Source organism: Pseudomonas sp. MWU13-3659 (assembly GCF_023757525.1).
GTDB classification, from domain to species: Bacteria; Pseudomonadota; Gammaproteobacteria; order Pseudomonadales; family Pseudomonadaceae; genus Aquipseudomonas; species Aquipseudomonas entomophila_E.
The window spans coordinates 334,743-357,550 of record NZ_JAMSHW010000001.1 but is presented as its reverse complement, the minus strand read 5'-3'; the positions used below and the strand labels follow the sequence as shown (position 1 = coordinate 357,550).

Here is a 22,808-nt window from a genome sequence, read left to right as displayed (position 1 = left end):
ATCCAGCCGGCGGCAAAGCGGAATTAAGTGTTGGCCTCCAGCCAGCCTTGCAGCAGCAGGGCGGCGGCGATGGCGTCGACCGGGTTGTCGCGGTAGCTGCCGTGGCGGCTGCCACGGGCCATCTGCTCGCCCTTGGCTTCGAAGGTGGTGAGGCGTTCGTCGTGGGTGTGCACGGGCAGGTTGAAGCGGCCATTGAGGCGGCGGGCGAACTTCTCGGCGCGCTCGCTCATGTCGCTGGGCGTACCGTCCATGTTCAACGGCAGCCCCACGACGATGGCGTCGGGTTTCCATTCCTTGATCAGCTTCTCGACCTGGTTCCAGTCCGGCACGCCGTTCTGGGCCTTGAGCACGCACAGTTCACGGGCTTGGCCGGTGATCACCTGGCCGACGGCCACGCCAATCTGTTTGCTGCCGTAGTCGAAGCCCAGCAGCAGGCGCAGTTCGGCCATCAGGCGTGGCCCGCCTGGCTGGTCAGCAGGCTGAGGTTGATCCCCAGGCTCGCGGCGGCGGCGCCCAGGCGCTGGTCGCTGGCCAGGCCGAAGATGATCTCGGGGTCGAACGGGCAGTTGAGCCAGGCGTTGTCGGCCAGCTCAGCCTCCAGCTGGCCGGCTTCCCAGCCGGCGTAGCCGAGGGTGATCAGGCTCTTTTTCGGGCCCACGCCGGCGGCGATGGCCAGCAGCACGTCCTGCGAGGTGGTCAGCGACAGCCCTTCCAGTGCCACGGTGGCCTGGAAGCTGCACTCGTCGCTGTGCAGCACGAAGCCGCGGTCGGTCTGCACCGGGCCACCCTGGTAGATGGGCACCTGCAGCGTGCTGGCCGGTGGTTGCTCGTTCGGGCGCAACTGCTCGAGGATGTCGGCCAGGTTCAGCTCCTGCGGGCGGTTGATCACCAAGCCCATGGCACCGTTGGCGTTGTGCTCGACGATGTAGGTGAGGGTCTGGGCAAAGTTCGGATCGGCCATGTGCGGCATGGCGATCAGGAACTGGTGCTTGAGGTAGCTGGGGGCGAAGGTTTTCATGAGCGCTAGTGTGGCGCCAGGTGGTGAGGCTGGCAAGGTGGTCGAGCGCCGCTTATGCGGCGCATCGCGGTTGACGCAGGCACAGGTACGTTGCAAAAGATGTAGGAGCGAATTTATTCGCGATGCGCCGCACGTGCGGCGCTCGATATCCGCACCACCACAAGATCCAGTCTCTTCACCGGCCTGGTCAATTGCTCGACAACCGGTCGCCACGGGCAAAGCGCCAGGTGCGGATGATCTCCAGCCGGTCGAACTCGGCCAGGTCGCCGGTGAACGGCGCGAACGGCGCCGCCAGGCGCACGATGCGCTGGGCCGCCTGGTCCAGCACCGGCTGGCCGGAGGACTCCAGTACCAGCACCTCATACAGTGAACCGTCGCGGTTGATCGACACCATCATCCGCAGGCTGCCGTACATCTGCTGGCGCCGGGCTTCCTCGGGGTAGTTGAGGTTGCCGATGCGCTCGACCTTCTTGCGCCACTCCTCCTTGTACCAGGCGCCCTTGTCGCGCATGGTCGAGGCGGCGTTGAGGCGGTGGATGCGCGGGCGCTTGGCGTACAGCTGCTGTTCGTTGGACAGCTCCGCCTCGAGGCTGGCGATCTGGCTGGACAGCTGCGAGCTGTCGAAGTCCACCACCTTTGTGGCTGGCGCCGTTTGCGGTTTGTTTTCCTTCGGCTTGGGCTCGACTTTCTGCGGCTTGGGCGCCTTCGTCGCGACCACGGATTTCTCCGGTGCCGGTGGCGTTTCCTGGCGGGCGGCGGGCGGCGGGGTGACCTTGTTGATCTTGCTGTCCTGGAACGGCGCCACTTCAGTGGTCTTGGGCACCGCCTTCTTCTCCAGGGTGCCGCTGCCCTGCTGGTTCTCCTGGGCCTGATAGTCGGCCTTCTCAGGCGTTTTTTCGCTCTTGAAGGTGGCCAGGGTGATGTCCATGGTGTGGCGGATTTCGGCCGGCTTGACCACGGTGAAACCCACCCCCAGGATCAGCGCCAGGTGCACCAGGGCAGCCAGGAACAGGGTGAAGCCGAGCCGGTCCACCGGGCGGACGCGGGGTGGCAACAGGTCGGCGGGGATGTCGGCGGGCAGCGTCATCGAGTATCCAAAGGCAGCTTCGAGTCACAAGCTGCAAGCTTCAAGTAAAAGCGGCGTGGTGCAGGCCTGCACATTCTTGCGGCTTGCAGCTTGAAGCTTGCGGCTGCGCATCATACCCCACTGCGCGTGTTTGCCACGTGTCGGCGGTCAGCGTGCCTTCAACTGGCGATCAATGGCGTCCATCAGCTTGCCGCCGATGTCGGTGTTGTAGGCAGCGTCGATCTCGCGGATGCAGGTCGGGCTGGTGACGTTGATTTCGGTGAGATGGTCGCCGATCACGTCCAGGCCGACGAACAGCAGGCCCTTCGCCCGCAGGGTCGGGCCGACCTGGGCGGCGATCCAGCGGTCGCGCTCGCTCAGCGGCCGGGCTTCGCCACGGCCGCCGGCGGCCAGGTTGCCGCGGGTCTCGCCGCTGGCCGGAATGCGCGCCAGGCAGTAGTCCACTGGCTCGCCGTCGATCATCAGGATGCGTTTGTCGCCGTCCTTGATCGCCGGCAGGTAGGCCTGGGCCATGATCTGCTGGGCCCCGAGCGCGGTCAGCGTTTCGAGGATCACCGACAGGTTGGGGTCGCCGACCCGGTGGCGGAAGATCGAGGTGCCGCCCATGCCGTCCAGCGGCTTGAGGATCACGTCACCATGCTGGGCGGCGAATGCGCGGATGATGTCCGGGCGGCGGCTGACCAGGGTCGGTGGCGTGCACTGCGGGAACAGCGTGGCGAACAGCTTCTCGTTGCAGTCGCGCAGGCTCTGCGGGCGGTTGACCACCAGCGCGCCATCGGCCTCGGCCTGCTCCAGCAGGTAGGTGCTGTAGACGAACTCCATGTCGAAGGGCGGGTCCTTGCGCATCAGGATCACGTCCAGGTCACCCAGCAGGTTGTCCTGCTCCTCGCCTAGCTCGAACCAGCGCGCCGGGTCGGCGAACACCTTCAGCGGGCGCATCCGCGCGCGGGCCTTGCCTTCGCCCTGGTACAGGTCGCGCTGCTCCATGTAGAACAGGCTCCAGCCGCGGGCCTGGGCGGCCAGCAGCATGGCCAGCGAGCTGTCCTTTTTATAGGAGATGGACGCGATGGGGTCCATGACAATCCCGAGGCGAACGCTCATGGGGTAATTCCTCTTGGCGGCGGGTGGCCGCGATGGCACGAAAAGAAAAGTGGCTCAGGGTGGCGCCGGGCGCGCCCGCGGTCAAGGGGCTGGCGGATGGAATGGCCATCGGGAGTGTGCTAAAAAGGCTCGATCCAGCTTCAAGCGTCAAGCTTCAAGCTTCAAGCTGCAAGAAAGCCAGACCGCACCGCACACCGATCTGTTTTTCTTGAAGCTTGAAGCTTGCCGCTCAGACCAGAGCTGCAAATGATGGCGAACTTTATGGAACAACCCCTGAAGGTGATGGTGATCGACGACTCCCGCACGATCCGCCGCACCGCGCAGATGTTGCTTGGCGAGGCGGGCTGCGAGGTGATCACCGCCAGCGATGGTTTCGACGCCCTGGCGAAGATCATCGATCACAAGCCGCGGATCATCTTCGTCGACGTGCTCATGCCGCGCCTGGATGGCTACCAGACCTGCGCGGTGATCAAGCACAACAGTGAATTCAAGGACACCCCGGTGATCCTGCTCTCATCCCGCGACGGCCTGTTCGACAAGGCCCGCGGCCGGGTGGTCGGTTCCGACCAGTTCCTGACCAAACCGTTCAGCAAGGAAGAACTGCTCGACGCGATCCGCGCCCATGTGCCCGGTTTCGCCGTGCAAGACCAACCCGCACCCTGACACCGCCAACACCGGCAGGGTTTCACGTTCCTCATGGGGAAACAGCATGGCCCGAGTTCTGATTGTCGACGATTCGCCGACAGAGTTGTACAAGCTGACCGCGATACTGGAAAAAAACGGCCATCAAGTCCTCAAGGCCGAAAATGGCGCCAATGGCGTAGCCCTGGCGCGCCAGGAGAAGCCGGACGTCGTCCTGATGGATATCGTCATGCCCATCCTCAACGGCTTCCAGGCGACCCGCCAGTTGGCCAAGGATCCGGCGACCAAAGCCATCCCGGTGGTGGTGATCACCGCGAAGGACCAGGAAACCGACCGTATCTGGGCCCAGCGCCAGGGCGCCCGTGACTTTCTGACCAAACCCGTGGAAGAAGACGCCCTTATCGCCAAATTGAAAGAAGTGCTCGGCGCTTGACCACCCGGCCTCAGGGCGCGTCGCTGACCGCCTTCGAGCTGTTGCTGGACATCGACCGCCGTTGCCGCCTGCTGGTCGCCGACCAGCCGCCTCAGGACACGCGCCTGCAGCAGTGGAGCGGCATCGGCTTTCGCATTGCCGGGCAGTGGTTCGTCGCCCCCATGGGCGAGGTTGCCGAGGTGCTGCGCGAACCCCGCAGCAGCCGGGTGCCAGGCGTCCAGCCCTGGGTGCGCGGCGTGGCCAACCTGCGTGGGCGCTTGCTGCCGCTGATGGACCTGTGCGCCTTCTTCGGCCTGGGCCCGGCCGCCGCTGCCGGCAAGCAGCGGCGCGTGCTAGTGCTGGACCACGAGGAGCTGTTCGCCGGCCTGCTGGTGGACGAGGTGGTGGGCTTGCAGCACTTTGCCCTCAGCAGCCTGGAGCTGTCACCGCCGCAGCCGCTGATCCGCGCGGCCGCGCCTTTCGTGCAGGGGTATTTCCCCCGTGAACGCAACTGGGCGATCTTCAGCCCTTTCGCCCTGGCCCAGGCCCCGGGTTTTCTCGATGTGGCGTTGTAGAGGATTTTCGACGTGAACAAGCCCGGCCCCACCGTCGTCGCGCCGGCCGTTTCCCCGGCCGCCGTGGCCCAGCGCCCACGCAGCACCGCGCAGATCACCGTGCTGTTCGTGGTGCTGATCCTGTCGATCATCCTGCTGTTCGCCAATTTCGCCTACCTCAACACCCAGGCCAACCACGACAAGCAGTACATCGGCCATGCCGGCGAACTGCGGGTGCTGTCGCAGCGCATCGCCAAGAACGCCACCGAGGCGGCGGCGGGCAAGGCACTGGCATTCAAGCTGCTCAGCGATGCGCGCAACGACTTCGAGCGCCGCTGGAGCTACCTGCGCGAGGGCGACAAGGCCACTGGGCTACCGCCCGCGCCAGTGACAGTGCGCGACGAGATGGACGCGGTGCGCCAGGACTGGGAAAACCTGCGCAAGAACACCGATACCATCCTCGCCAGCGAGCAGACCGTGCTGTCGCTGCACCAGGTCGCGGCCACGCTGGCCGAGACCGTGCCGCAATTGCAGGTCGAATACGAAAAGGTGGTGGAGATCCTGCTGCAGAGCGGCGCCCCGGCCAACCAGGTGGCGGTGGCCCAGCGCCAGTTGTTGCTCGCCGAACGGATTCTGGGTTCGGTCAATACCGTGCTGGCCGGCGACGACACCTCGGTACAGGCGGCCGATGCCTTCGGCCGCGACGCCAGCCGTTTCGGCCAGGTGCTCGAAGGCATGCTCGCCGGCAACCCAGCGATCCAGGTGACCCGGGTCGAGGACGCCGACGCTCGCGCACGCCTGGCCGAGATCGCCGAGCTGTTCCAGTTCGTCGCAGGCTCCGTGGACGAGATCCTCGAGACCTCGCCCGAGCTGTTCCGTGTGCGCGAGGCCGCCGGTAACATCTTCAGCCTGTCGCAAACGCTGCTCGACGAAGCCTCGCACCTGGCCAACGGCTTCGAGAACCTGGCCGGCGGGCGTACCCTCGACACCGTCGGCGGCTATGTGCTCGGCTTGCTGGCGCTGGCCTCGATCATCCTGATCGGCCTGGTGATGGTGCGCGCCACCAGTCGCCAGTTGCGCGAAACCGCCGAGAAGAACGAACGCAACCAGCAGGCGATCATGCGCCTGCTCGACGAGATCGAGGAGCTGGCCGACGGCGACCTGACTGTCACCGTATCGGTCACCGAGGACTTCACCGGTGCCATCGCCGACTCGATCAACTATTCGGTCGACCAGCTGCGCGACCTGGTCGCCACCATCAACCACAGCGCCGAGCAGGTGGCCGCGGCGGTGCAGGACACGCAGAACACCGCGCGCCAGCTGGCCAAGGCCTCGGAACACCAGGCCGAGCAGATCAGCGAGGCGTCGGAGGCGGTGGGCGACATGGTGGAGTCGATCGACCGGGTGTCGGCCCATGCCTACGAGTCGGCCAAGGTCGCCGAACGTTCGGTGGCCATCGCCAACAAGGGCAACGAGGTGGTGCACAACACCATCCATGGCATGGACAACATTCGTGAGCAGATCCAGGACACTGCCAAGCGGATCAAGCGCCTGGGTGAGTCCTCCCAGGAGATCGGCGACATCGTCAGCCTGATCGACGACATTGCCGAGCAGACCAACATCCTTGCCCTCAACGCCGCCATCCAGGCCTCGCTGGCCGGCGAGGCCGGGCGCGGCTTCGCCGTGGTCGCCGACGAAGTGCAGCGCCTGGCCGAGCGCTCGTCCTCGGCCACCCGCCAGATCGAGGCGCTGGTGCGCACTATCCAGGCCGATACCAACGAAGCGGTGATCTCCATGGAGCAGACCACCGCCGAAGTGGTGCGCGGCGCGCGCCTGGCCCAGGACGCGGGCGTGGCCCTGGCCGAGATCGAAGGGGTATCGCAGACCCTGGCCGACCTGATCCACAGCATCTCCGATGCGGCCCAGTTGCAGACCTCGTCCGCCGGGCAGATCTCCCACACCATGGCGGTGATCCAGCAGATCACCGCGCAGACCTCGGCCGGCTCTGGCGCCACCGCCGACAGCATCCGCCACCTGGCGCGCATGGCCAGCGAGATGCGCCGTTCGGTGTCCGGCTTCACCCTGCCCAAACCGGTCGAGCGTCAATGAAAGGGGCGAGTGTGATGGCCGGCCCGCTCAGCGGCGCGCGGCACGACACCGTCGCCCTGGCCTGGACCAAGGCGCCGATCCTCGATTGCCTGGGCCAGGCGCGCCAGGCCCTGGAGCGCTTTACCGGCATGCCCGAGGATCTGTCGATCCTCGCGTTCTTCGTCGACAACCTGCACCAGGTGCACAACTGCCTGCGGCTGCTCGAACTGCCGGGTGCCGCGCGCCTGGCCGAAGAGCTGGAACTGCTCGGGCGGGCCATGGCCGAGGGCCAGGTCAGCCCCCGTGGCGAGTGCCTGGGCGCGTTGTTCCGCGGCCTGGAGCAGTTGCCTCCGTACCTCGACCGCTTGCGTGGCGCACGGCACGACCTGCCATTGGTGGTGATGCCACTGCTCAACCAGCTGCGTGTCTGCCGGGGCGCCGAGCCCCTGGCCCAGGGCAGCCTGCTGGGCGACCTCGGCCAGCGCCTGGCGGGCGCCGAAGACCTGGCCAACCTCGACCTGTCGCTGGGCAACTGGCGGGAGCACATGCAGGCCGGCTCCGGTCGCGATGCGTTGCGTTCGGTGGTGATGGCGCTGTGTGACGACCTGATGCGCATCAAGGAGCGCCTCGACCCGTTCGTCAGTGGCGAGCGACAGCCTCGCGAGCCTCTGGAAAACCTGCTGGCGCCGTTACGGCATGTGGCCGACACCCTGTCGGTGCTGGGCTTCCAGCAACCACGGCGGGTAATTATCGATCAGGTGCTGGCGTTGCAGGCCCTGGTCGAGCGGGACGATGGCGTGGACGAAGCGGTGCTGATGGACGTGGCTGGCGCGCTGCTCTACGTGGAAGCGACCCTGAATGGCATGGTGGGGCCGCTGGAGGAGACCGCGCCGGGCAACTTGCCGGGCTCGGACCTTGCGGAGATTCGCCAGCTGGTACTCAGTGAAGCGCTCAACGTGCTGCAACAGGCCAAGGACCTGATCGGCGACTGCCTGGAGTCCGACTGGTCGCGCCAGCGCCTGCAGGCCCTGCCTGGGCTGTTGCACCAGGTGCGTGGTGCCCTGGCGATGCTGGCGCTGCCCGCAGTCGCCGAAGTGTTCGCCGGCTGTGCCGGGTATGTCCAGGGCTGGTTGGTGCACCTCGAGGAGGAGCCCCTGCCCGACGAGCTGGCGCACCTGGCCGACGCCCTCAGCGCCGGCGAGGCCTATCTGCAATGGCGCGTGGCCGACCCGCTGGCCGACGCCCAGCGGTTCATCGACATGGCCCATGCCAGCCTGGCCGCCCTGGGCGTGCAATGCCAGCGAGTCGATGCCGGGCAGTCCATCGATGGCATCGACGATGAGTTGCGCGACGTGTTTCTCGAGGAAGCCAACGAACTGCTGCCCGAGACCGAGCGCCACTGGCTGCGCTGGCGTGCGGACAACAGCCTACGCGAACCGCTGGTCGAAGTGCGCCGGGCCTTGCACACGCTCAAGGGCAGTGGGCGCATGGTCCATGCCGAAGCCGTGGCAGAGCTGGCCTGGGGCGCCGAGCACCTGCTCAACCGCGTGCTGGAAGGGCGCATCGTGCTCAGCCCGGAAGGGTTGGTGGCGTTGCAGCAGGTGTTCGTGCGCCTGCCCGACCTGCTGGCCGATTTTGCTGCCAGCCAGTTGCCGCCTTCGGCCGAGATCGAACAGTTGGCGGGCCACCTGCATGCACTGGCACTCAACGATACGCCGGCCAGCGCCAGCATCGACGGGCTCGACCCGCACCTGCTGGAGATTTTCCGCAACGAGGCCCTTGGTCATCTGGCCGGGCTCGATACGTTCCTGCAAGGCGCCGATGTGCAGGGCACCGTGGTCAGCGACAGCCTGCAGCGCGCGTTGCACACGCTCAAGGGCAGCGCCGCCATGGCCGGGGTGATGCCGGTGGCGGAGCTGGCCACCGCGCTTGACCGCCTGGTGCGGGAGTACAAGGGGCACCAGCTGTCGCTGCACATGGCCGAGATCGAACTGCTTGAGGCAGCCCGTGCCTTGTTCCACCTGGGCCTGGCCCAGCTGGGCAGCACGCCGCTGGCCGCCATTCCCGGCGCTGCACAGTTGATCGAGCAGGTCGGACAGACCGTCGACAACCGTCTGGCGCAGCATCAGGACGACCTGCATCAGCCACGGCGCAGCCGCCGCGACCCGCAGTTGATCAGCAGTTTCCTGGCCCAGGGCATGGACATCCTGCTCGATGCCGAAGCGCTGCTGATGCATTGGCAGGCGCACCCAGGCGAGCGCCAGCCGCTGGAGACCTTGCTGGATGACTTGACCAACCTTGGACACAGCGCCCATCAGGCCGAGCTGTGGCAGGTGGATGAGATCTGCGAAGGGCTGCTCGACCTGTACGGCGCGGTGGAGGAGGGTAGCCTGGCGGTCACGCCACGGTTGTTCGCCGTGGCGCAGCAGGCCCATGAAGCGCTGCTCGACATGTTCGATGAGATTGCCGCCGGGCAGGACCTGGATGCCCGTCCGGAGAGCTTGGCGGCATTGCGCGGCCTGTTGGACGATGCGCTCGAACCGGGTGCCATGGGTGTGGTTGGCGCTGACCGAGTGACGCCGCTCCCGGGTTCAGGCGAACTGCCGGACCCTGCGATGGTCGAGCTGTTCCTGGAAGAGGCGCGGGACATCCTCGACAGCGCCGACCAGGCCTTGCAGCAGTGGAAGGCCGATCCGGGCAGCCTCTGCGCGCTGTCGGCCCTGCAGCACGATGTGCTGACGCTCAAGGGTGGAGCACAGATGGCCGCCATTGGCGCGGTGGAGCTCCTTGCCCAGGAGCTGGCGCTGCTCTACGAAGGCCTGGTTGACCGCCGCCTGGGTGCCAGCGCGGCGTTGTTCGACCTGCTCGGGCGTAGCCACGGCGCGCTGGCCGGGATGCTGCACAGCGTTCAGCAGGGCCATATACCCGCATCGGCGGTGGCGCTGCTCGGCGAACTGCGCGAGTTCCGCCATACCTCGCCGCCACCGGGCCAGACAGAACAGCTTGAGGAACAACACGAGGCCGCAGGCGACAAGGAGCTGTTGGAGGTTTTCCTCGAAGAAAGCTCCGATATCGTCGAGAGCGCCGCGCAATCGCTGGCCCTCTGGCAGGCCGACCCGCGCAACACGGTCGAAGTGGAGAACCTGCTGCGCGACCTGCACACGCTCAAGGGCGGTGCACGGATGGTGGAGATCGCCGCCATCGGCGACCTCGCCCATGAACTGGAGTTTCTCTACGAGCTGTTGGCTGCCGGGCGCCTGCCATCGACCCCGGCGCTGTTCAGCCTGCTGCAGAACTGCCACGACCGCCTGGCGCACATGCTCGACGCGGTACGCCTGGGGCAGCCGCTGCACGCCGCCACGGCGCTGATCGACTACATCCGCAACTTCTCCAGCGCCGCCCTCACCGACAGCGCGGCTGGCCAGGTCCAGGGCGAAGTCGCCCCGGCCGATACACCGACCGCCGCGCCCGAGAGAGCCGCGGGGGACATGGTCAAGGTCGACGCCGAACTGCTCGATGATCTGGGCAACCTGGCCGGCGAGCATTCGGTGATCCGCGGGCGGATCGAGCAACAGGTCAACGACGCCCAGTTCGCCCTGAACGAGATGGAAACCACGCTGGAGCGCATGCGCGACCAGCTGCTGCGCCTGGACATCGAAACGCAAGGGCGGATCTCCAGCCGGCAACAGTTCGAAGGCGATGCCTACGACGACTTCGACCCGCTGGAGATGGACCGCCATTCACAGTTGCAGCAGTTGTCCCGGGCCCTGTTCGAGTCGGCCTCGGACCTGCTCGACCTGAAGGAAACCCTGATGCAGCGCGCCCAGGAGGCGCACAGCCTTCTGCAGCAGCAGGCGCGGGTCAACAGCCAGTTGCAGGAAGGCCTGACCGCCACGTTGATGGTGCCGTTCGAACGCCTGGTGCCGCGTTTGCAGCGGGTGGTGCGGCAGGTGGCCAGCGAGTTGGGCAAGCAGGTCGAACTGGTGGTCGGCAACGCCGAGGGCGAGCTGGACCGCAGTGTGCTCGAACGCATGGTTGCGCCGCTGGAGCATATGCTGCGCAACGCGGTCGACCACGGCCTTGAAGCCCGCGAATCCCGTCTGGCCGCCGGCAAGCCGGAGCTGGGCACCATCCACCTGAACCTGTTGCACGAGGGCGCCGATATTGTCATCGAGATGAGCGACGACGGTGCCGGCGTGCCGCTGGAGGCGGTGCGCAACAAAGCCATCAAACGTGGCCTGCTCGACCCGCAGGCGCGCCTGAGCGACCACGAGATCCTGCAGTTCATCCTGCGCCCGGGGTTCTCCACGGCGGAGAAGATCACCCAGATCTCCGGGCGCGGCCTGGGCATGGATGTGGTCCATGAAGAGGTCAAGCAGCTGGGTGGCTCCATGAGCATCGAGTCCAGCCCTGGCAAGGGCGCGCGCTTCCTGATCCGCCTGCCGTTCACCGTGTCGATGAACCGGGCGCTGATGGTGCACCTGGGGGAAGAGCAGTACGCCATTCCGCTGAACACCATCGAAGGTATCGTCCGGGTGCCGCCTGCTGAGCTGGAGGCTTGCTATCGGCTCGACCCGCCGCGCTACAGCTATGCCGGACACGACTACGCACTGCGCTACCTGGGCGAGCTGGTACAGGGCGGTGGGCAGCCAAGCCTGCTGGGCCAGAGTGTGCCAGTGCCGGTGCTGCTCACCCATTCCCACGAGCAGTCATTCGCTATCCAGGTCGACAACCTGTCGCCCAGCCGCGAGATCGTGGTCAAGAGCCTGGGGCCACAGTTCGCCGCCGTGCCTGGGTTGTCGGGCGCGACGTTGCTTGGCGATGGCCGGGTGGTGCTGATTCTCGACTTGCTCGGCCAACTGCGTGGCCAACAGCGGCGCCTGGCACGTCTGCCGGGTGCGGCGGGCAGCCAGCGCGGGCTGGTCGGGCCGACGCAACGGCGGCCGCTGCTGGTGATGGTGGTGGACGACTCGGTGACTGTGCGCAAAGTCACCAGCCGCCTGCTCGAACGCCATGGCATCAGCGTGCTGACCGCCAAGGATGGTGTCGATGCCATGGCCTTGCTCGAGGAGCACCGCCCGGATGTGCTGCTGCTGGACATCGAGATGCCGCGCATGGACGGTTTCGAGGTGGCCACCCGCATTCGCCGCGACGAACGCCTCAAGCAGTTGCCGATCATCATGATCACCTCGCGCACCGGGCAGAAGCACCGCGAGCGGGCGATGGCCATCGGCGTCAACGAGTACCTGGGCAAGCCTTACCAGGAATCGGTGCTGTTGCAGAGCATCGCCCATTGGAGCCAGAACCATGCTTGACCACATCGCCGGCCAGCGCAGCAGCCTGACCGGGCTGTTGCTGCCCCTGGGCGACCGGACGCTGGTGTTGCCCAACGTCGCGGTGGCCGAACTGATCGGCCAACCTGCCATCGCCTGCGAGCCCGGTGAGCCGGCCTGGCACCTGGGCTGGGTCGACTGGCGCCAGCAGCGCCTGCCGCTGATTGGCTTCGAGACGGCTTGTGGTGGTCATACCCCGTCTGGCGAGCGGGCGCGGATCGTCGTGCTCAATGCCTTGGGCGACACGGGGCTACGCTACCTGGCGATGCTGCTGCAGGGGATTCCGCGTTCGTGCAAGCTCGACAGCCAGCTCAACTACGTGGATGTACCGCTGGCCGAGTTCGAGCTGGCGGCGGTGCAGGTGGGCGAGCAGGTGGCGCGGGTGCCGGACCTGGCGGGGTTGGAACGGTTGGTGCGTGACGCCGAACTGCAATCAGCGGCCAATTAGAATGGACCGATTCGCCGGCGACCCCGCCGAACCTGTAGGAGCCGGCTTGCCGGCGAACCGGTCGCAAAGCAGTCTTTTCCGGAACCCGCACCGCTTCAGGAGGTCTGTGCCTGCATGTACCATGGTGAACGTTTCAACGCCTGGACCCACCTGGTCGGTGCGGTGCTGGCCTGCATTGGTGCGGTCTGGCTGATCGTCGTGGCCGGGGTCCAGGGCGACCCCTGGAAGATCGTCAGCTTTTCCATCTATGGCTTCACGCTGCTGCTGCTCTACAGCATCTCCACCCTCTACCACAGCACCCGCGGGCGGGCGAAGCGGGTCATGCGCAAGCTCGACCACCTGTCGATCTACCTGCTGATCGCCGGCAGCTACACCCCGTTCTGCCTGGTCAGCCTGCGCGGGCCCTGGGGCTGGAGCTTGTTCGGGGTGGTCTGGGGGTTGGCGGTGATTGGTATGCTGCAGGAGATCAAACCGCGTTCGGAAGCACGCATCCTGTCGATCATCATCTACGCGGTGATGGGCTGGATCGTACTAGTGGCGGTCAAGCCGTTGCTGTCTAGCCTGGGGGCAGCAGGCTTCGCCTGGCTGGCGGCCGGCGGCGTGTTCTACACCGTCGGCATCATTTTCTTCGCATTCGACAGCCGGTTCCGCCACTGGCATGGCATCTGGCACCTGTTCGTGATTGCCGGGAGCCTGATGCACTTCGTGGCGGTGTACCGCTACGTACGCTAGAAGTCGCCCCACAGCTGCTGCGCCACCGACAGCGCCACCACCGGCGCAGTCTCGGTGCGCAGCACCCGCGGGCCTAGGCGGGCGGCGTGGAAACCAGCGGCCTTGGCCTGCTCGACCTCGGTATCGTTGAGGCCGCCTTCGGGGCCGATGAGGAAGGCCAGGCGGGCGGGCTTGGCATGGCTGGTCAGCGGCGCCGCCACGGGGTGCAGGACTAGCTTGAGGTCGGCGTCGCAGCCCTTGATCCATTCCGCCAGGGTGACCGGCGGGTGGATGACTGGCACGCTCGAGCGGCCGCACTGCTCGCAGGCGCTGATCGCCACCTGGCGCCAGTGGGCCAGGCGCTTGTCGGCGCGCTCGTCCTTCAGACGGACCTCGCAGCGCTCGCTGACGATCGGCGTGATTTCGTTGACGCCTAGTTCAGTGGCTTTCTGGATCGCCCAGTCCATGCGTTCGCCGCGGGACAGGCCCTGGCCGAGGTGGATGTGCAGCGACGATTCGGCTTGGCCGGGGAGGGCCTGGTCGAGGCTGACGCGCACGGTTTTCTTGCCCACCTCGAGGAGTTGGCCGAGGTATTCCTGGCCACTGCCGTCGAACAGCTGCACGGCGTCGCCGGGGGCCATGCGCAGTACGCGGCCGATGTAGTGGGCCTGGGCTTCGGGGAGCTCGTGCTCGCCGAGGCCAAGCGGGGCGTCGATGAAGAAGCGGGAAAGTCTCATGGTTCTACTCGGAATCTGATGGAGGCACCGCCCTCTGTAGGAGCGGCCTTGTGCCGCGAAAGGGCTGCGAAGCAGCCCCAGGTTTTCAGCTTCGCAGCAGAAATTGCCGGGGCTGCTCCGCAGCCCTTTCGCGGCACAAGGCCGCTCCTACAGGGACCGGGTGACGGCATGGGGCCTAGCCCGGATCACGGAAATCGGGGTGGAAATCGGCCGGTACCGCCACGCTGACACTGTCACGGGTGGCGATGTCGATCCCTTCGCTGGCCACTTCGGCCAGGAAGTCGATCTGCTCCGGTGTGATCACGTAGGGCGGCAGGAAATACACCACACTGCCCAACGGGCGCAAGAGCGCGCCACGGCTCAGGGCATGTTCGAACACCTTCAGGCCACGGCGCTCCTGCCAGGGGAAGGCGACCTTGCCGGCCTTGCCCTTGACCATCTCGATGGCCAGGGCCATGCCGGTCTGGCGCACTTCGGCGACGTGGGCGTGGTCGGCCAGGTGCGCGGTTGCGCTGGCCATGCGCGCCGACAGGGCCTTGTTGGCTTCGATCACGTTGTCCTGGGCGAAGATGTCCAGGGTCGCCAACGCCGCGGCGCAGGCCAGCGGGTTGCCGGTGTAGCTGTGCGAATGGAGGAAGGCGCGCAGGGTCGGGTAGTCATCGTAGAACGCCTGGTACACCTTGTCGGTGGTCAGGCAGGCGGCCAGCGGCAAATAGCCGCCGGTCAGGGCCTTGGACAGGCACAGGAAGTCCGGGCGGATGCCGGCCTGCTCGCAGGCGAACATCGTCCCGGTACGGCCGAAGCCTACGGCGATTTCGTCGTGGATCAGGTGCACGTCGTAGCGGTCGCAGGCTTCGCGCAGCAGCTTGAGGTACACCGGGTGGTACATGCGCATGCCCCCGGCGCCCTGGATCAGCGGCTCGACGATCACGGCGGCGATGGTGGCATGGTGCTCGGCCAGGGTTTGTTCCATGGCAGCGAACAAGTTCCGCGAGTGCTCCTCCCAGCCCATGCCTTCGGGGCGCAGGTAGCAGTCCGGGCTGGGCACCTTGATCGTTTCCAGCAGCAGGGCCTTGTAAGTCTCGGTGAACAGCGGCACATCGCCCACCGACATGGCGGCGATGGTCTCGCCATGGTAGCTGTTGGTCAGGGTGACGAAGCGCTTCTTCTGGGGTTTGCCGGTGTTCTGCCAGTAGTGGAAGCTCATCTTCAGCGCCACTTCGATGCACGACGAGCCGTTGTCGGCGTAGAACACCCGATCGAGGCCGGCCGGGGTCATGGCCACCAGGCGCTCGGACAGCTCGATCACCGGCTGGTGGCTGAAACCGGCGAGGATCACGTGCTCGAGCTGGTCGACCTGGTCCTTGATGCGCTGGTTGATGCGCGGGTTGGCGTGGCCGAACACATTGACCCACCAGGAACTGACCGCGTCCAGGTAGCGCTTGCCCTCGAAGTCCTCGAGCCAAACGCCTTCGCCGCGACGGATCGGGATCAGCGGCAGCTGCTCGTGGTCTTTCATCTGGGTGCAGGGGTGCCACAGGACCTTCAGGTCGCGTTGCATCCACTGATCGTTGAGGCCCATGGGCGCTTCTCCTGGCATTGCGGCTTGGTTGGACCGCGTAAGCCTAAGCAATGCGACAGGGCAGGACAACCTTGGGGCTCATTGACGACGGATGGGCGTCCATTTCAGGTTGCGGATATGCAGCTGCGCGTGCTGGGAGGTCGACAGGGTCAGGCGGCGCAACGGCCCTGGCAGAACCTGCCACCTGGGCTCGGTGGCGTAGGCCCCGGGAACGCTGTCGATGGAAAAGTCTTCGGCAAGGGTCAGCCAGAAGAAATGGGCGGGCTCATCGGGCCGGTCAGCCTGGTCGGGGCGTTCGATCTCCAGCAGGGTCTGGGGGCACTGATCGGCGTCGTCGCAGACCGCGTAGAACTCCATGGCCAGGCAGTCGACCTCGCGGGCGAAGCTGATTTCGACATCGCATTGGCTACCGATGATCAGTTCGGTATCCCTTTGCCCGGCAGATGGCCAGAAACCTGTGCACAACGAGCCATTCGACTTGATCTGCAAGCCCGACGAGGTGCGCCAGGGCTGCTTTTTCTCGAGCAATTGCGGGGACACGCTGGCGAACCGCTTCTGATAGATCATCGCGCCTCCTGGCAGGCGAATGGGGCCAGGGCGAGCATTGACCAAACGTTGCACCGTGGGCAACTGACAAAATTACCAGTTGCCAAAGGCACTTGATGGCACTGCGGTGGCAGGGTGGGCAGAGGTGACGTATTCTTAACGCATCTGCCCCGGGGGGCGTTCCCCTCCTTCTTCCCTAAAAACCCTCTTACCGGAGTTCGCCATCATGGCTGCTGCTTGGGTGCGCCTGTGCGCGTTTGTATTGATTGGGGTGTCCAGCGGCGCGACGCTGGCCAAAGACAAGACTGCGATCGTTGTCGGCGGCGGCCTGGCGGGCCTGACCGCCGCCTACGAGCTGCAAGGCAAGGGCTGGCAGGTCACCCTGCTGGAAGCCAAGCCGGGCATGGGCGGGCGTTCGGGCCTGGCCACCAGCGAGTGGATCGGCAACGGCAAGACCCAGCCGGTGCTCAACCAGTACCTGGAGCAGTTCAAGGTCGCTACGTTGCCAGCGCCGGAGTTCGTCCGCACCCCCGGTTACCTGATCGACGGTGAGTACTTCAGCGCCGCCGACCTTACCGCCAAGCAACCGACCACTGCCGAAGCGCTCAAGCGCTACGAGAAGACCCTCGACGACCTGGCACGCTCCATTGAAGACCCGCTCAACCCTGCGGCCAACAGCACCTTGTTCGCCCTGGACCAGATGAACGTATCCACCTGGCTCGACAAGCTGCAACTGCCGGCGACCGCCCGTCAGTTGGTCAACCAGCAGATCCGCACCCGCTACGATGAACCGTCGCGCCTGTCGCTGCTGTACTTCGCCCAGCAGAACCGTGTCTATCGCAACATCAGCGACCGCGACCTGCGCGCCGCACGCCTGCCAGGCGGCAGCCCGGTGCTGGCCCAGGCGTTCGTCAAGCAACTGAAGACCATCAAGACCAGCTCGCCGGTCACCTCCATCGTCCAGGACAAAGACGGAGTGACGGTCAAGGTCGGCAGCGTCGGCTACCAGGCGGACTACCTGGTGATGGCCGTGCCGCTGCGCGCCCTGGCCAAGATCCAGATGACCCCGGGCCTGGACAACCAGCACCTGGCTGCGCTCAAAGGCACCAACTACGGCTGGCGCGACCAGCTGATGCTCAAGTTCAAGAACCCGGTCTGGGAAAGCCGCGCGCGCATGTCCGGCGAGATCTTCAGCAACGCCGGCCTGGGCATGCTGTGGATCGAACCGGCGCTCAAGGGCGGGGCCAATGTGGTGATCAACCTGTCCGGCGACAATGCGCGCCTGCTGCAGGCGTTCGGCGACAAGCAGATGGTCGACCAGGTGCTGATTCGCCTGCATGCGTTCTATCCGCAAGCCCGTGGCGCGTTCACCGGCTACGAAGTGCGCCGCTACAGCACCGATGCCGGTACCGGTGGCGCCTACCTGGCCTACGGCCCAGGCCAGATCAGCAAGTACTGGCGCCTGTGGGAGCGCCCGGTGCAGCGCATCACCTTTGCCGGTGAGCACACCGACGCGCTCTATCCAGGCACCCTGGAAGGCGCCCTGCGCAGTGGCCAGCGTGCCGCCAGCCAGGTGCAGGAGCTGGCGGCAGGCAAGTCGTTCGACCCGGTCAAGGCCGCGCCGGTGGCTGCCGCCGCTGCGGTGGGCGCTGTTGCGGCCAAGGACAAGGGAGGGTTCTTCTCCAACCTGTTCGGCGGCTCCTCCGACAAGGCACAGCCAGCACCTGCCAAGGTCGAGCCGGTCAAGACCGAAGCCGCTGCGCAGGACAAGCCAGGCTTCTTCTCCCGTCTGTTCGGGGGTGGCGACAAGCCGCAAGCCAAGGTTGCACCGGTTGCCAAGGCTGAAGAGGCAGCACCTGCGCCTGCCCAGGCTCCTGCTCCGGTAGCCCCGGTAATCGAGGCAAAGGAAGAGCCCGTCAAGCCGACCGCTACCAAGCCAACCCCGGCCAAGGCAGTCGCCAAGCCAGCGGCCAAGCAGGCAGCGCATAAGCCCGCGACCAAGCCTGAGCCGGTCAAGAAAGCCACGGCCAAGTCCGAGCCTGTGAAAAAGCCAGTGGTGAACAGTCAGGCCAACGCGAACTGATAACTGGCTCTTCGCCAGCAAGCCGGCTCCTACGTAGGAGCCGGCTTGCTGGCGAAATGTTGGCGCACCCCTCCCGGATTGGCAGCCTCCCTCGCAACGTCTATCGTTAATGTTTCCTTAATGGGAAGGTTGCAGACTAAATATCGGATTTTTCGATTATCCGAAGCAATTTTTTCCGCTTTTATTCGATACGTTACGCGCTAGTCTGTGCACAGCTTTCACGGGGAAATACGCCAACATGCAACTGCGCAACTCATCTTCTCGCTATGGCCTGGTCAGCATCGTCCTGCACTGGGGCGTGGCGCTGGCGGTCTTCGGCCTGTTCGGCCTGGGGTTGTGGATGGTCGGCCTGGATTACTACAGCCCCTGGCGCAAATCCGGCCCCGACCTGCACAAGAGCATTGGCCTGGTGCTGTTGGCGGTCATGCTGCTGCGCGTGCTCTGGCGTTTTGTCAGCCCGCCACCGCCAGCACCGGCCAACCACGGCAAGGCGACCCGCCTGGCCGCCAAGCTTGGCCACCTGGCGCTGTACCTGGGGTTGTTCGCGGTGATGATCGCGGGCTACCTGATCTCCACTGCCGATGGCGTCGGCATTCCGGTATTCGACCTGTTCGAGGTGCCGGCCTTGGTCAGCGACCTGCCAGACCAGGCTGATACTGCCGGGGTGATCCACCTGTGGCTGGCGTGGGGGCTGGTGATCTTCGCCGTCCTGCATGCACTGGCGGCACTCAAGCACCATTTCATCGACCGTGACGCGACCCTGACCCGTATGTTGGGCCGCAAAGCTTGACCCTCAACCTCAATTGCAATGGAAGGAACGTAAGGATGTTGAAAAAGACTTTTGCCGCCCTGGCGCTCGGTACTGCCCTGATTTCCGCCGGCCAGGCCATGGCTGCCGAGTACAAGATCGACAAGGAAGGCCAGCACGCGTTCGTCGACTGGAAGATCAGCCACCTGGGCTACAGCTTCATCCACGGCACCTTCAAGGATTTCGACGGTAACTTCACCTGGGACAGCGCCAAGCCCGAGGCCAGCAAGATCAACGTCGACCTGAAGACTGCCAGCCTGTGGTCGAACCACGCCGAGCGTGACAAGCACATCGCCAGCAAAGACTTCCTGGATGTGAAAAAGTATCCGGAAGCCAAGTTCGTCTCCACCAGCGTCAAGTCGACTGGCGACAAGACCGCTGATGTGACGGGCGACCTGACCATGCACGGCGTGACCAAGCCGGTCACCTTCAAGGCTGTGTTCAATGGCGAAGGCAAGGACCCGTGGGGCGGCGAGCGTGCTGGCTTCAACGCCACCACCACCCTGAACCTGAACGACTTCGGTATCAAGGGCCCGGGCGCTACTTCGCAGACCCTAGACCTGGACATCAGCGTCGAAGGCGTTAAGCAGAAGTAATCAGTTGTACCAACAAAAACGCCGCCCATTGGGCGGCGTTTTTGTTGGTGTGCCGTACAGCTTCGCCGGCAAGCCGGCTCCTACGATGATCGGTGTAGGAGCTGGCTTGCCGGCGAACGGGCCTCAACCCTTGCGGGTCAGCAGAGCCGGACGCTCACCCCGTGGACGGCTTGGCAGGTCGTCCAATTGCTCGGGTGTCGGATAACGGTCGAGCTTGGATTCCTTGCGAATGATCACTGGCGCGCTCTGCGGCTCGCGCGGGTTACGCACGGCCGGTTCCTGGCGCGCGGTGTCGTCGCGACGGTTGCGGCCACCATTGTTGTCACGACGAGCACCGCCGCTACCGCCACCATTGCGGGCACGTTTTTCGCCGGAACCCTGGTTCTGGCCCTGACGTTGCTGGCCGTTGCCACGGCCTTGACCCTGACCCTGGCCACCGCCGCTACGCTGGCCGGAGCCCTGGGCTTGACCGGCACTACCGCCCGGACGGCGGTTGCGGCCCTGGTTCTTGGCGTTCTGGTAGGGGCTGACGTAATCGGCGCGGTTACCGAAGTTGTCGACATCGTCGTCCAGGAACTCTTCCGGATCACGGTCGGCCGGTGCCGACTGGGCGGGTTTCTGGCCTTGGCCGGTTTGCTGCTGGCGCGGCTTCTTGTCACGCGGCTTGCGTTGCTGGCCTTGCTGTTGCTTGTCGCCGGACTTTTCCTTGTCGGCCTGTTTTTCAGCGGCAGGCTTTTGCTTGCCTTTGTCCTTGCCCTTGTCCTTGCGCCCGCCACTGCCTTCCTTGCCGCCTTCGCCGCGAGGTTGCTGGTTGCGGCCACCGCGGCCATTGTTCTGCTGGCGCTCGCGGACTTCCGGCTTCTCCGCCTCGACGGTCGATGCATCGAAGCCCATCAGGTCACCATCGGGGATCTTCTGCTTGGTGACGCGCTCGATGCTCTTGAGCAGCTTCTCTTCGTCCGGCGCGACCATCGAGATGGCCTCGCCCGAGCGACCGGCACGGCCGGTGCGGCCAATGCGGTGTACATAGTCTTCCTCGACGTTGGGCAGTTCGAAGTTGACCACGTGGGGCAGCTGGTCGATGTCCAGGCCGCGGGCGGCGATGTCGGTGGCGACCAGCACACGCACGGTGTTGGCCTTGAAGTCGGCCAGGGCCTTGGTGCGGGCGTTCTGGCTCTTGTTGCCGTGGATCGCAGCGGCGGTCAGGCCGTGCTTTTCCAGATACTCGGCCAGGCGATTGGCGCCATGCTTGGTGCGAGTGAACACCAGCACCTGTTCCCAGGCACCCAGGGTGATCAGGTGCGCCAGCAGTGCGCGCTTGTGGCTGGCTGGCAGGCGATAGACGCGCTGCTCGATACGCTCGACCGTGGTGTTCGGCGGCGTGACCTCGATACGCTCGGGGTTGTGCAGCAGCTTGTCGGCCAGGTCGGTGATGTCTTTGGAGAAGGTGGCCGAGAACAGCAGGTTCTGGCGCTTGGCCGGCAGCCGCGCGAGCACTTTCTTCACATCGTGGATGAAGCCCATGTCGAGCATGCGGTCGGCTTCGTCCAGGACCAGGATCTCGACGCGGGAGAGGTCAACGCTGCCTTGGCCGGCCAGGTCGAGCAGGCGGCCAGGGCAGGCGACCAGCACGTCGACGCCCTTGGCCATGGCTTGGACCTGAGGGTTCATGCCAACGCCGCCGAAGATGCAGGCACTGATGAAATTCAGGTCGCGGGCATAGACCTTGAAGCTGTCGTGCACCTGGGCTGCCAGCTCGCGGGTTGGCGTGAGCACCAGCACGCGCGGCTGGCGCGGGCCATGGCGTTGCGACTTGTCGGGGTGGCCACCTGGGAACAGGCGCTCGAGAATCGGAAGCGCGAAGCCGCCGGTTTTACCAGTACCTGTCTGGGCGGCAACCATCAGGTCGCGGCCTTGCAACACGGCGGGAATGGCCCGCTGTTGCACCGGAGTGGGCTGGGTATAGCCCGCAGCCTCGATAGCGCGGACAAGAGCCTCGGAGAGACCGAGGGAAGCAAAGGACATGGGCAATCCTGTTCTCGTGGGGGCTGGGCCCGATGGGGTGTTCTGCCTGGCGCGACGGGCATCGGAGGGATGCGATCGCGTCCGGTCCAGCTGGGCTGTCACGGTGTATCCGGGGAACGGTTGGCGGGCATCTTTCATGCGCTGCCGTCGTTTGGGATGCCCGTGGTGAGGCCGAGCGTCCGGGCGTGAGCCTGGCGGGAAGGCCCGAGTATAACAGAGCAATCAGCGCGTGCTGCGTTCCTGCTGCTCAACGGTGACAGGAAAGTTATCCAGGTTGTCATACCGCAAGGCAATGGCGGCGTAGGCGGGCTCCTGCTTGAAGCGCCGCAGTTCATCTGAAAAGGCCTTGGCCAGCTGCTCCCGGCCCGGTTTGCGCGCCAGCCCCAGGTACTGCTGGCGACGGCTGATCACCATGGGCAGGGCCTCGACCGTCTGCTCCATGCCGAGTTGCCGGCTCAGGAAGCGACCGACCCGGCGATCGGTCACCAGCAGGTCGATGCGCCCCAGCGCCAGCTTGCCGAAATTGGCTTCCTGGGTCGGGGCCGACTCGCGGCGAAACAACGCTGAATTGTCGAAGGCATCACCATAGTTGTAGCCCGGTGAGGTCCCCACGGTCAGGCCGGCCAGGTCTTCAGGGCGTTCGATGGTGTGGCGCCGGGCGCGGGCCTGATACAGGATGAACTCGACATCCGACATGGGCTCGTCCGGATAGATCAGGAAGCCCTGACGCGATTCGACCCGAAAAGTATCCATCACGCCGTCAGCCAGCCCTTGCTGGATCATCGCCATGCAGCGCTTCCAGGGCAGGAATTCCCACTCCACCTCGACACCCAGGCGTTTGAATACCTCGTTGGTGACTTCGTAGTCGATGCCTTTGGCCTGGGCATTGTCCTGGTAGAGGTAAGGCGCCCAGTCATCACTGACGATACGCAGCCGCTCACTGTGTGCCTGGGGGCTCAGGCATAGGAGCAGTAGAAGACAAGCAGGACGCAGGAGTGAGAGCAGGGCGCGTGTCAGGGGCAAGGTCGGTGCCCCTG

Annotated in this window: 19 protein-coding genes; 10 read left to right on the top strand and 9 right to left on the bottom strand. The window is 65.6% G+C overall.

Annotated features, from left to right (window positions below):
* Positions 1–23 precede the first annotated feature (23 nt).
* From ruvX to gshB, 4 genes are all read right to left on the bottom strand, one after another.
* Complete coding sequence (ruvX, locus tag NGM28_RS01580) at positions 24–449, bottom strand: Holliday junction resolvase RuvX (RefSeq protein WP_240066905.1); 426 nt, start codon at positions 447–449, stop codon at positions 24–26.
* Positions 449–1,018, bottom strand: coding sequence for a YqgE/AlgH family protein (locus NGM28_RS01575; protein WP_240066904.1), 570 nt, complete (start codon positions 1,016–1,018; stop codon positions 449–451). The genes ruvX and NGM28_RS01575 overlap by 1 nt, the downstream gene beginning before the upstream one ends.
* Positions 1,019–1,205: 187 nt before the next feature.
* Positions 1,206–2,105 (bottom strand): energy transducer TonB, encoded by a 900-nt coding sequence (locus NGM28_RS01570; protein ID WP_252088478.1) that lies wholly within the window; start codon positions 2,103–2,105, stop codon positions 1,206–1,208.
* Positions 2,106–2,252: 147 nt separating this feature from the next.
* Positions 2,253–3,206, bottom strand: coding sequence for a glutathione synthase (gene gshB / locus NGM28_RS01565; RefSeq protein ID WP_240066998.1), 954 nt, complete (start codon positions 3,204–3,206; stop codon positions 2,253–2,255).
* Positions 3,207–3,467: 261 nt separating this feature from the next.
* Here gshB and pilG point away from each other — a divergent pair, with 261 nt between their 5' ends.
* The 7 genes from pilG (at position 3,468) to trhA (ending at position 13,415) form a co-directional block, all read left to right on the top strand.
* Entirely contained in the window at positions 3,468–3,869 is a 402-nt protein-coding gene (gene pilG, locus NGM28_RS01560) for a twitching motility response regulator PilG (protein ID WP_044488517.1), read from the top strand.
* Positions 3,870–3,915: 46 nt separating this feature from the next.
* Positions 3,916–4,281 (top strand): twitching motility response regulator PilH, encoded by a 366-nt coding sequence (pilH, locus tag NGM28_RS01555; protein ID WP_240066996.1) that lies wholly within the window; start codon positions 3,916–3,918, stop codon positions 4,279–4,281.
* Positions 4,278–4,835, top strand: a complete 558-nt coding sequence (locus NGM28_RS01550) for a chemotaxis protein CheW (protein WP_011536046.1) — start codon at positions 4,278–4,280, stop codon at positions 4,833–4,835. Before pilH ends, NGM28_RS01550 begins: the two co-directional genes overlap by 4 nt.
* A gap of 63 nt (positions 4,836–4,898) precedes the next feature.
* The gene (locus tag NGM28_RS01545; protein WP_252088558.1) at positions 4,899–6,923 is read left to right on the top strand and encodes a methyl-accepting chemotaxis protein; all 2,025 of its coding nucleotides are present in this window, start codon (positions 4,899–4,901) and stop codon (positions 6,921–6,923) included.
* 14 nt (positions 6,924–6,937) lie between these two features.
* On the top strand, positions 6,938–12,217 hold the full coding sequence (locus tag NGM28_RS01540; RefSeq protein ID WP_252088477.1) for a hybrid sensor histidine kinase/response regulator: 5,280 nt from the start codon (positions 6,938–6,940) through the stop codon (positions 12,215–12,217).
* Positions 12,210–12,683 carry a chemotaxis protein CheW gene (locus tag NGM28_RS01535; protein ID WP_252088476.1) on the top strand — a complete coding sequence of 158 codons (474 nt, stop codon included), beginning with the start codon at positions 12,210–12,212 and terminating at the stop codon, positions 12,681–12,683. The genes NGM28_RS01540 and NGM28_RS01535 overlap by 8 nt, the downstream gene beginning before the upstream one ends.
* 114 nt (positions 12,684–12,797) lie before the next feature.
* Positions 12,798–13,415 (top strand): PAQR family membrane homeostasis protein TrhA, encoded by a 618-nt coding sequence (trhA, locus tag NGM28_RS01530; RefSeq protein ID WP_252088475.1) that lies wholly within the window; start codon positions 12,798–12,800, stop codon positions 13,413–13,415.
* On the opposite strand, the gene NGM28_RS01525 is transcribed toward trhA, so the two are convergent.
* The 3 genes from NGM28_RS01525 to NGM28_RS01515 all read right to left on the bottom strand — a co-directional run bounded on the left by NGM28_RS01525 (position 13,412) and on the right by NGM28_RS01515 (position 16,280).
* Positions 13,412–14,131 (bottom strand): 16S rRNA (uracil(1498)-N(3))-methyltransferase, encoded by a 720-nt coding sequence (locus NGM28_RS01525; RefSeq protein WP_252088474.1) that lies wholly within the window; start codon positions 14,129–14,131, stop codon positions 13,412–13,414. The two genes, trhA and NGM28_RS01525, sit on opposite strands and share 4 nt — an antisense overlap.
* 175 nt (positions 14,132–14,306) lie before the next feature.
* Positions 14,307–15,713: an adenosylmethionine--8-amino-7-oxononanoate transaminase gene (locus NGM28_RS01520; RefSeq protein ID WP_252088473.1), complete on the bottom strand. Its 1,407-nt coding sequence runs from the start codon at positions 15,711–15,713 to the stop codon at positions 14,307–14,309.
* Between the two features lie 78 nt (positions 15,714–15,791).
* A complete protein-coding gene (locus NGM28_RS01515) occupies positions 15,792–16,280 on the bottom strand; it encodes a hypothetical protein (RefSeq protein WP_252088472.1) in 489 nt (162 codons plus the stop codon).
* 205 nt (positions 16,281–16,485) lie between these two features.
* Here NGM28_RS01515 and NGM28_RS01510 point away from each other — a divergent pair, with 205 nt between their 5' ends.
* The 3 genes from NGM28_RS01510 (at position 16,486) to NGM28_RS01500 (ending at position 19,746) form a co-directional block, all read left to right on the top strand.
* Positions 16,486–18,342, top strand: coding sequence for a flavin monoamine oxidase family protein (locus NGM28_RS01510; RefSeq protein ID WP_252088471.1), 1,857 nt, complete (start codon positions 16,486–16,488; stop codon positions 18,340–18,342).
* A gap of 238 nt (positions 18,343–18,580) precedes the next feature.
* Positions 18,581–19,132 (top strand): cytochrome b, encoded by a 552-nt coding sequence (locus tag NGM28_RS01505; RefSeq protein WP_240066987.1) that lies wholly within the window; start codon positions 18,581–18,583, stop codon positions 19,130–19,132.
* A gap of 35 nt (positions 19,133–19,167) precedes the next feature.
* Positions 19,168–19,746 carry a YceI family protein gene (locus NGM28_RS01500; RefSeq protein WP_240066986.1) on the top strand — a complete coding sequence of 193 codons (579 nt, stop codon included), beginning with the start codon at positions 19,168–19,170 and terminating at the stop codon, positions 19,744–19,746.
* Between the two features lie 123 nt (positions 19,747–19,869).
* Here the strand turns inward: NGM28_RS01500 and rhlE2 are convergent, their stop codons facing one another.
* Together rhlE2 and NGM28_RS01490 are read right to left on the bottom strand one after the other, a co-directional pair.
* Positions 19,870–21,771: an RNA helicase RhlE2 gene (gene rhlE2 / locus NGM28_RS01495; protein WP_252088470.1), complete on the bottom strand. Its 1,902-nt coding sequence runs from the start codon at positions 21,769–21,771 to the stop codon at positions 19,870–19,872.
* Positions 21,772–21,993: 222 nt separating this feature from the next.
* Positions 21,994–22,794: a substrate-binding periplasmic protein gene (locus tag NGM28_RS01490; RefSeq protein WP_240066984.1), complete on the bottom strand. Its 801-nt coding sequence runs from the start codon at positions 22,792–22,794 to the stop codon at positions 21,994–21,996.
* Positions 22,795–22,808 lie beyond the last annotated feature (14 nt).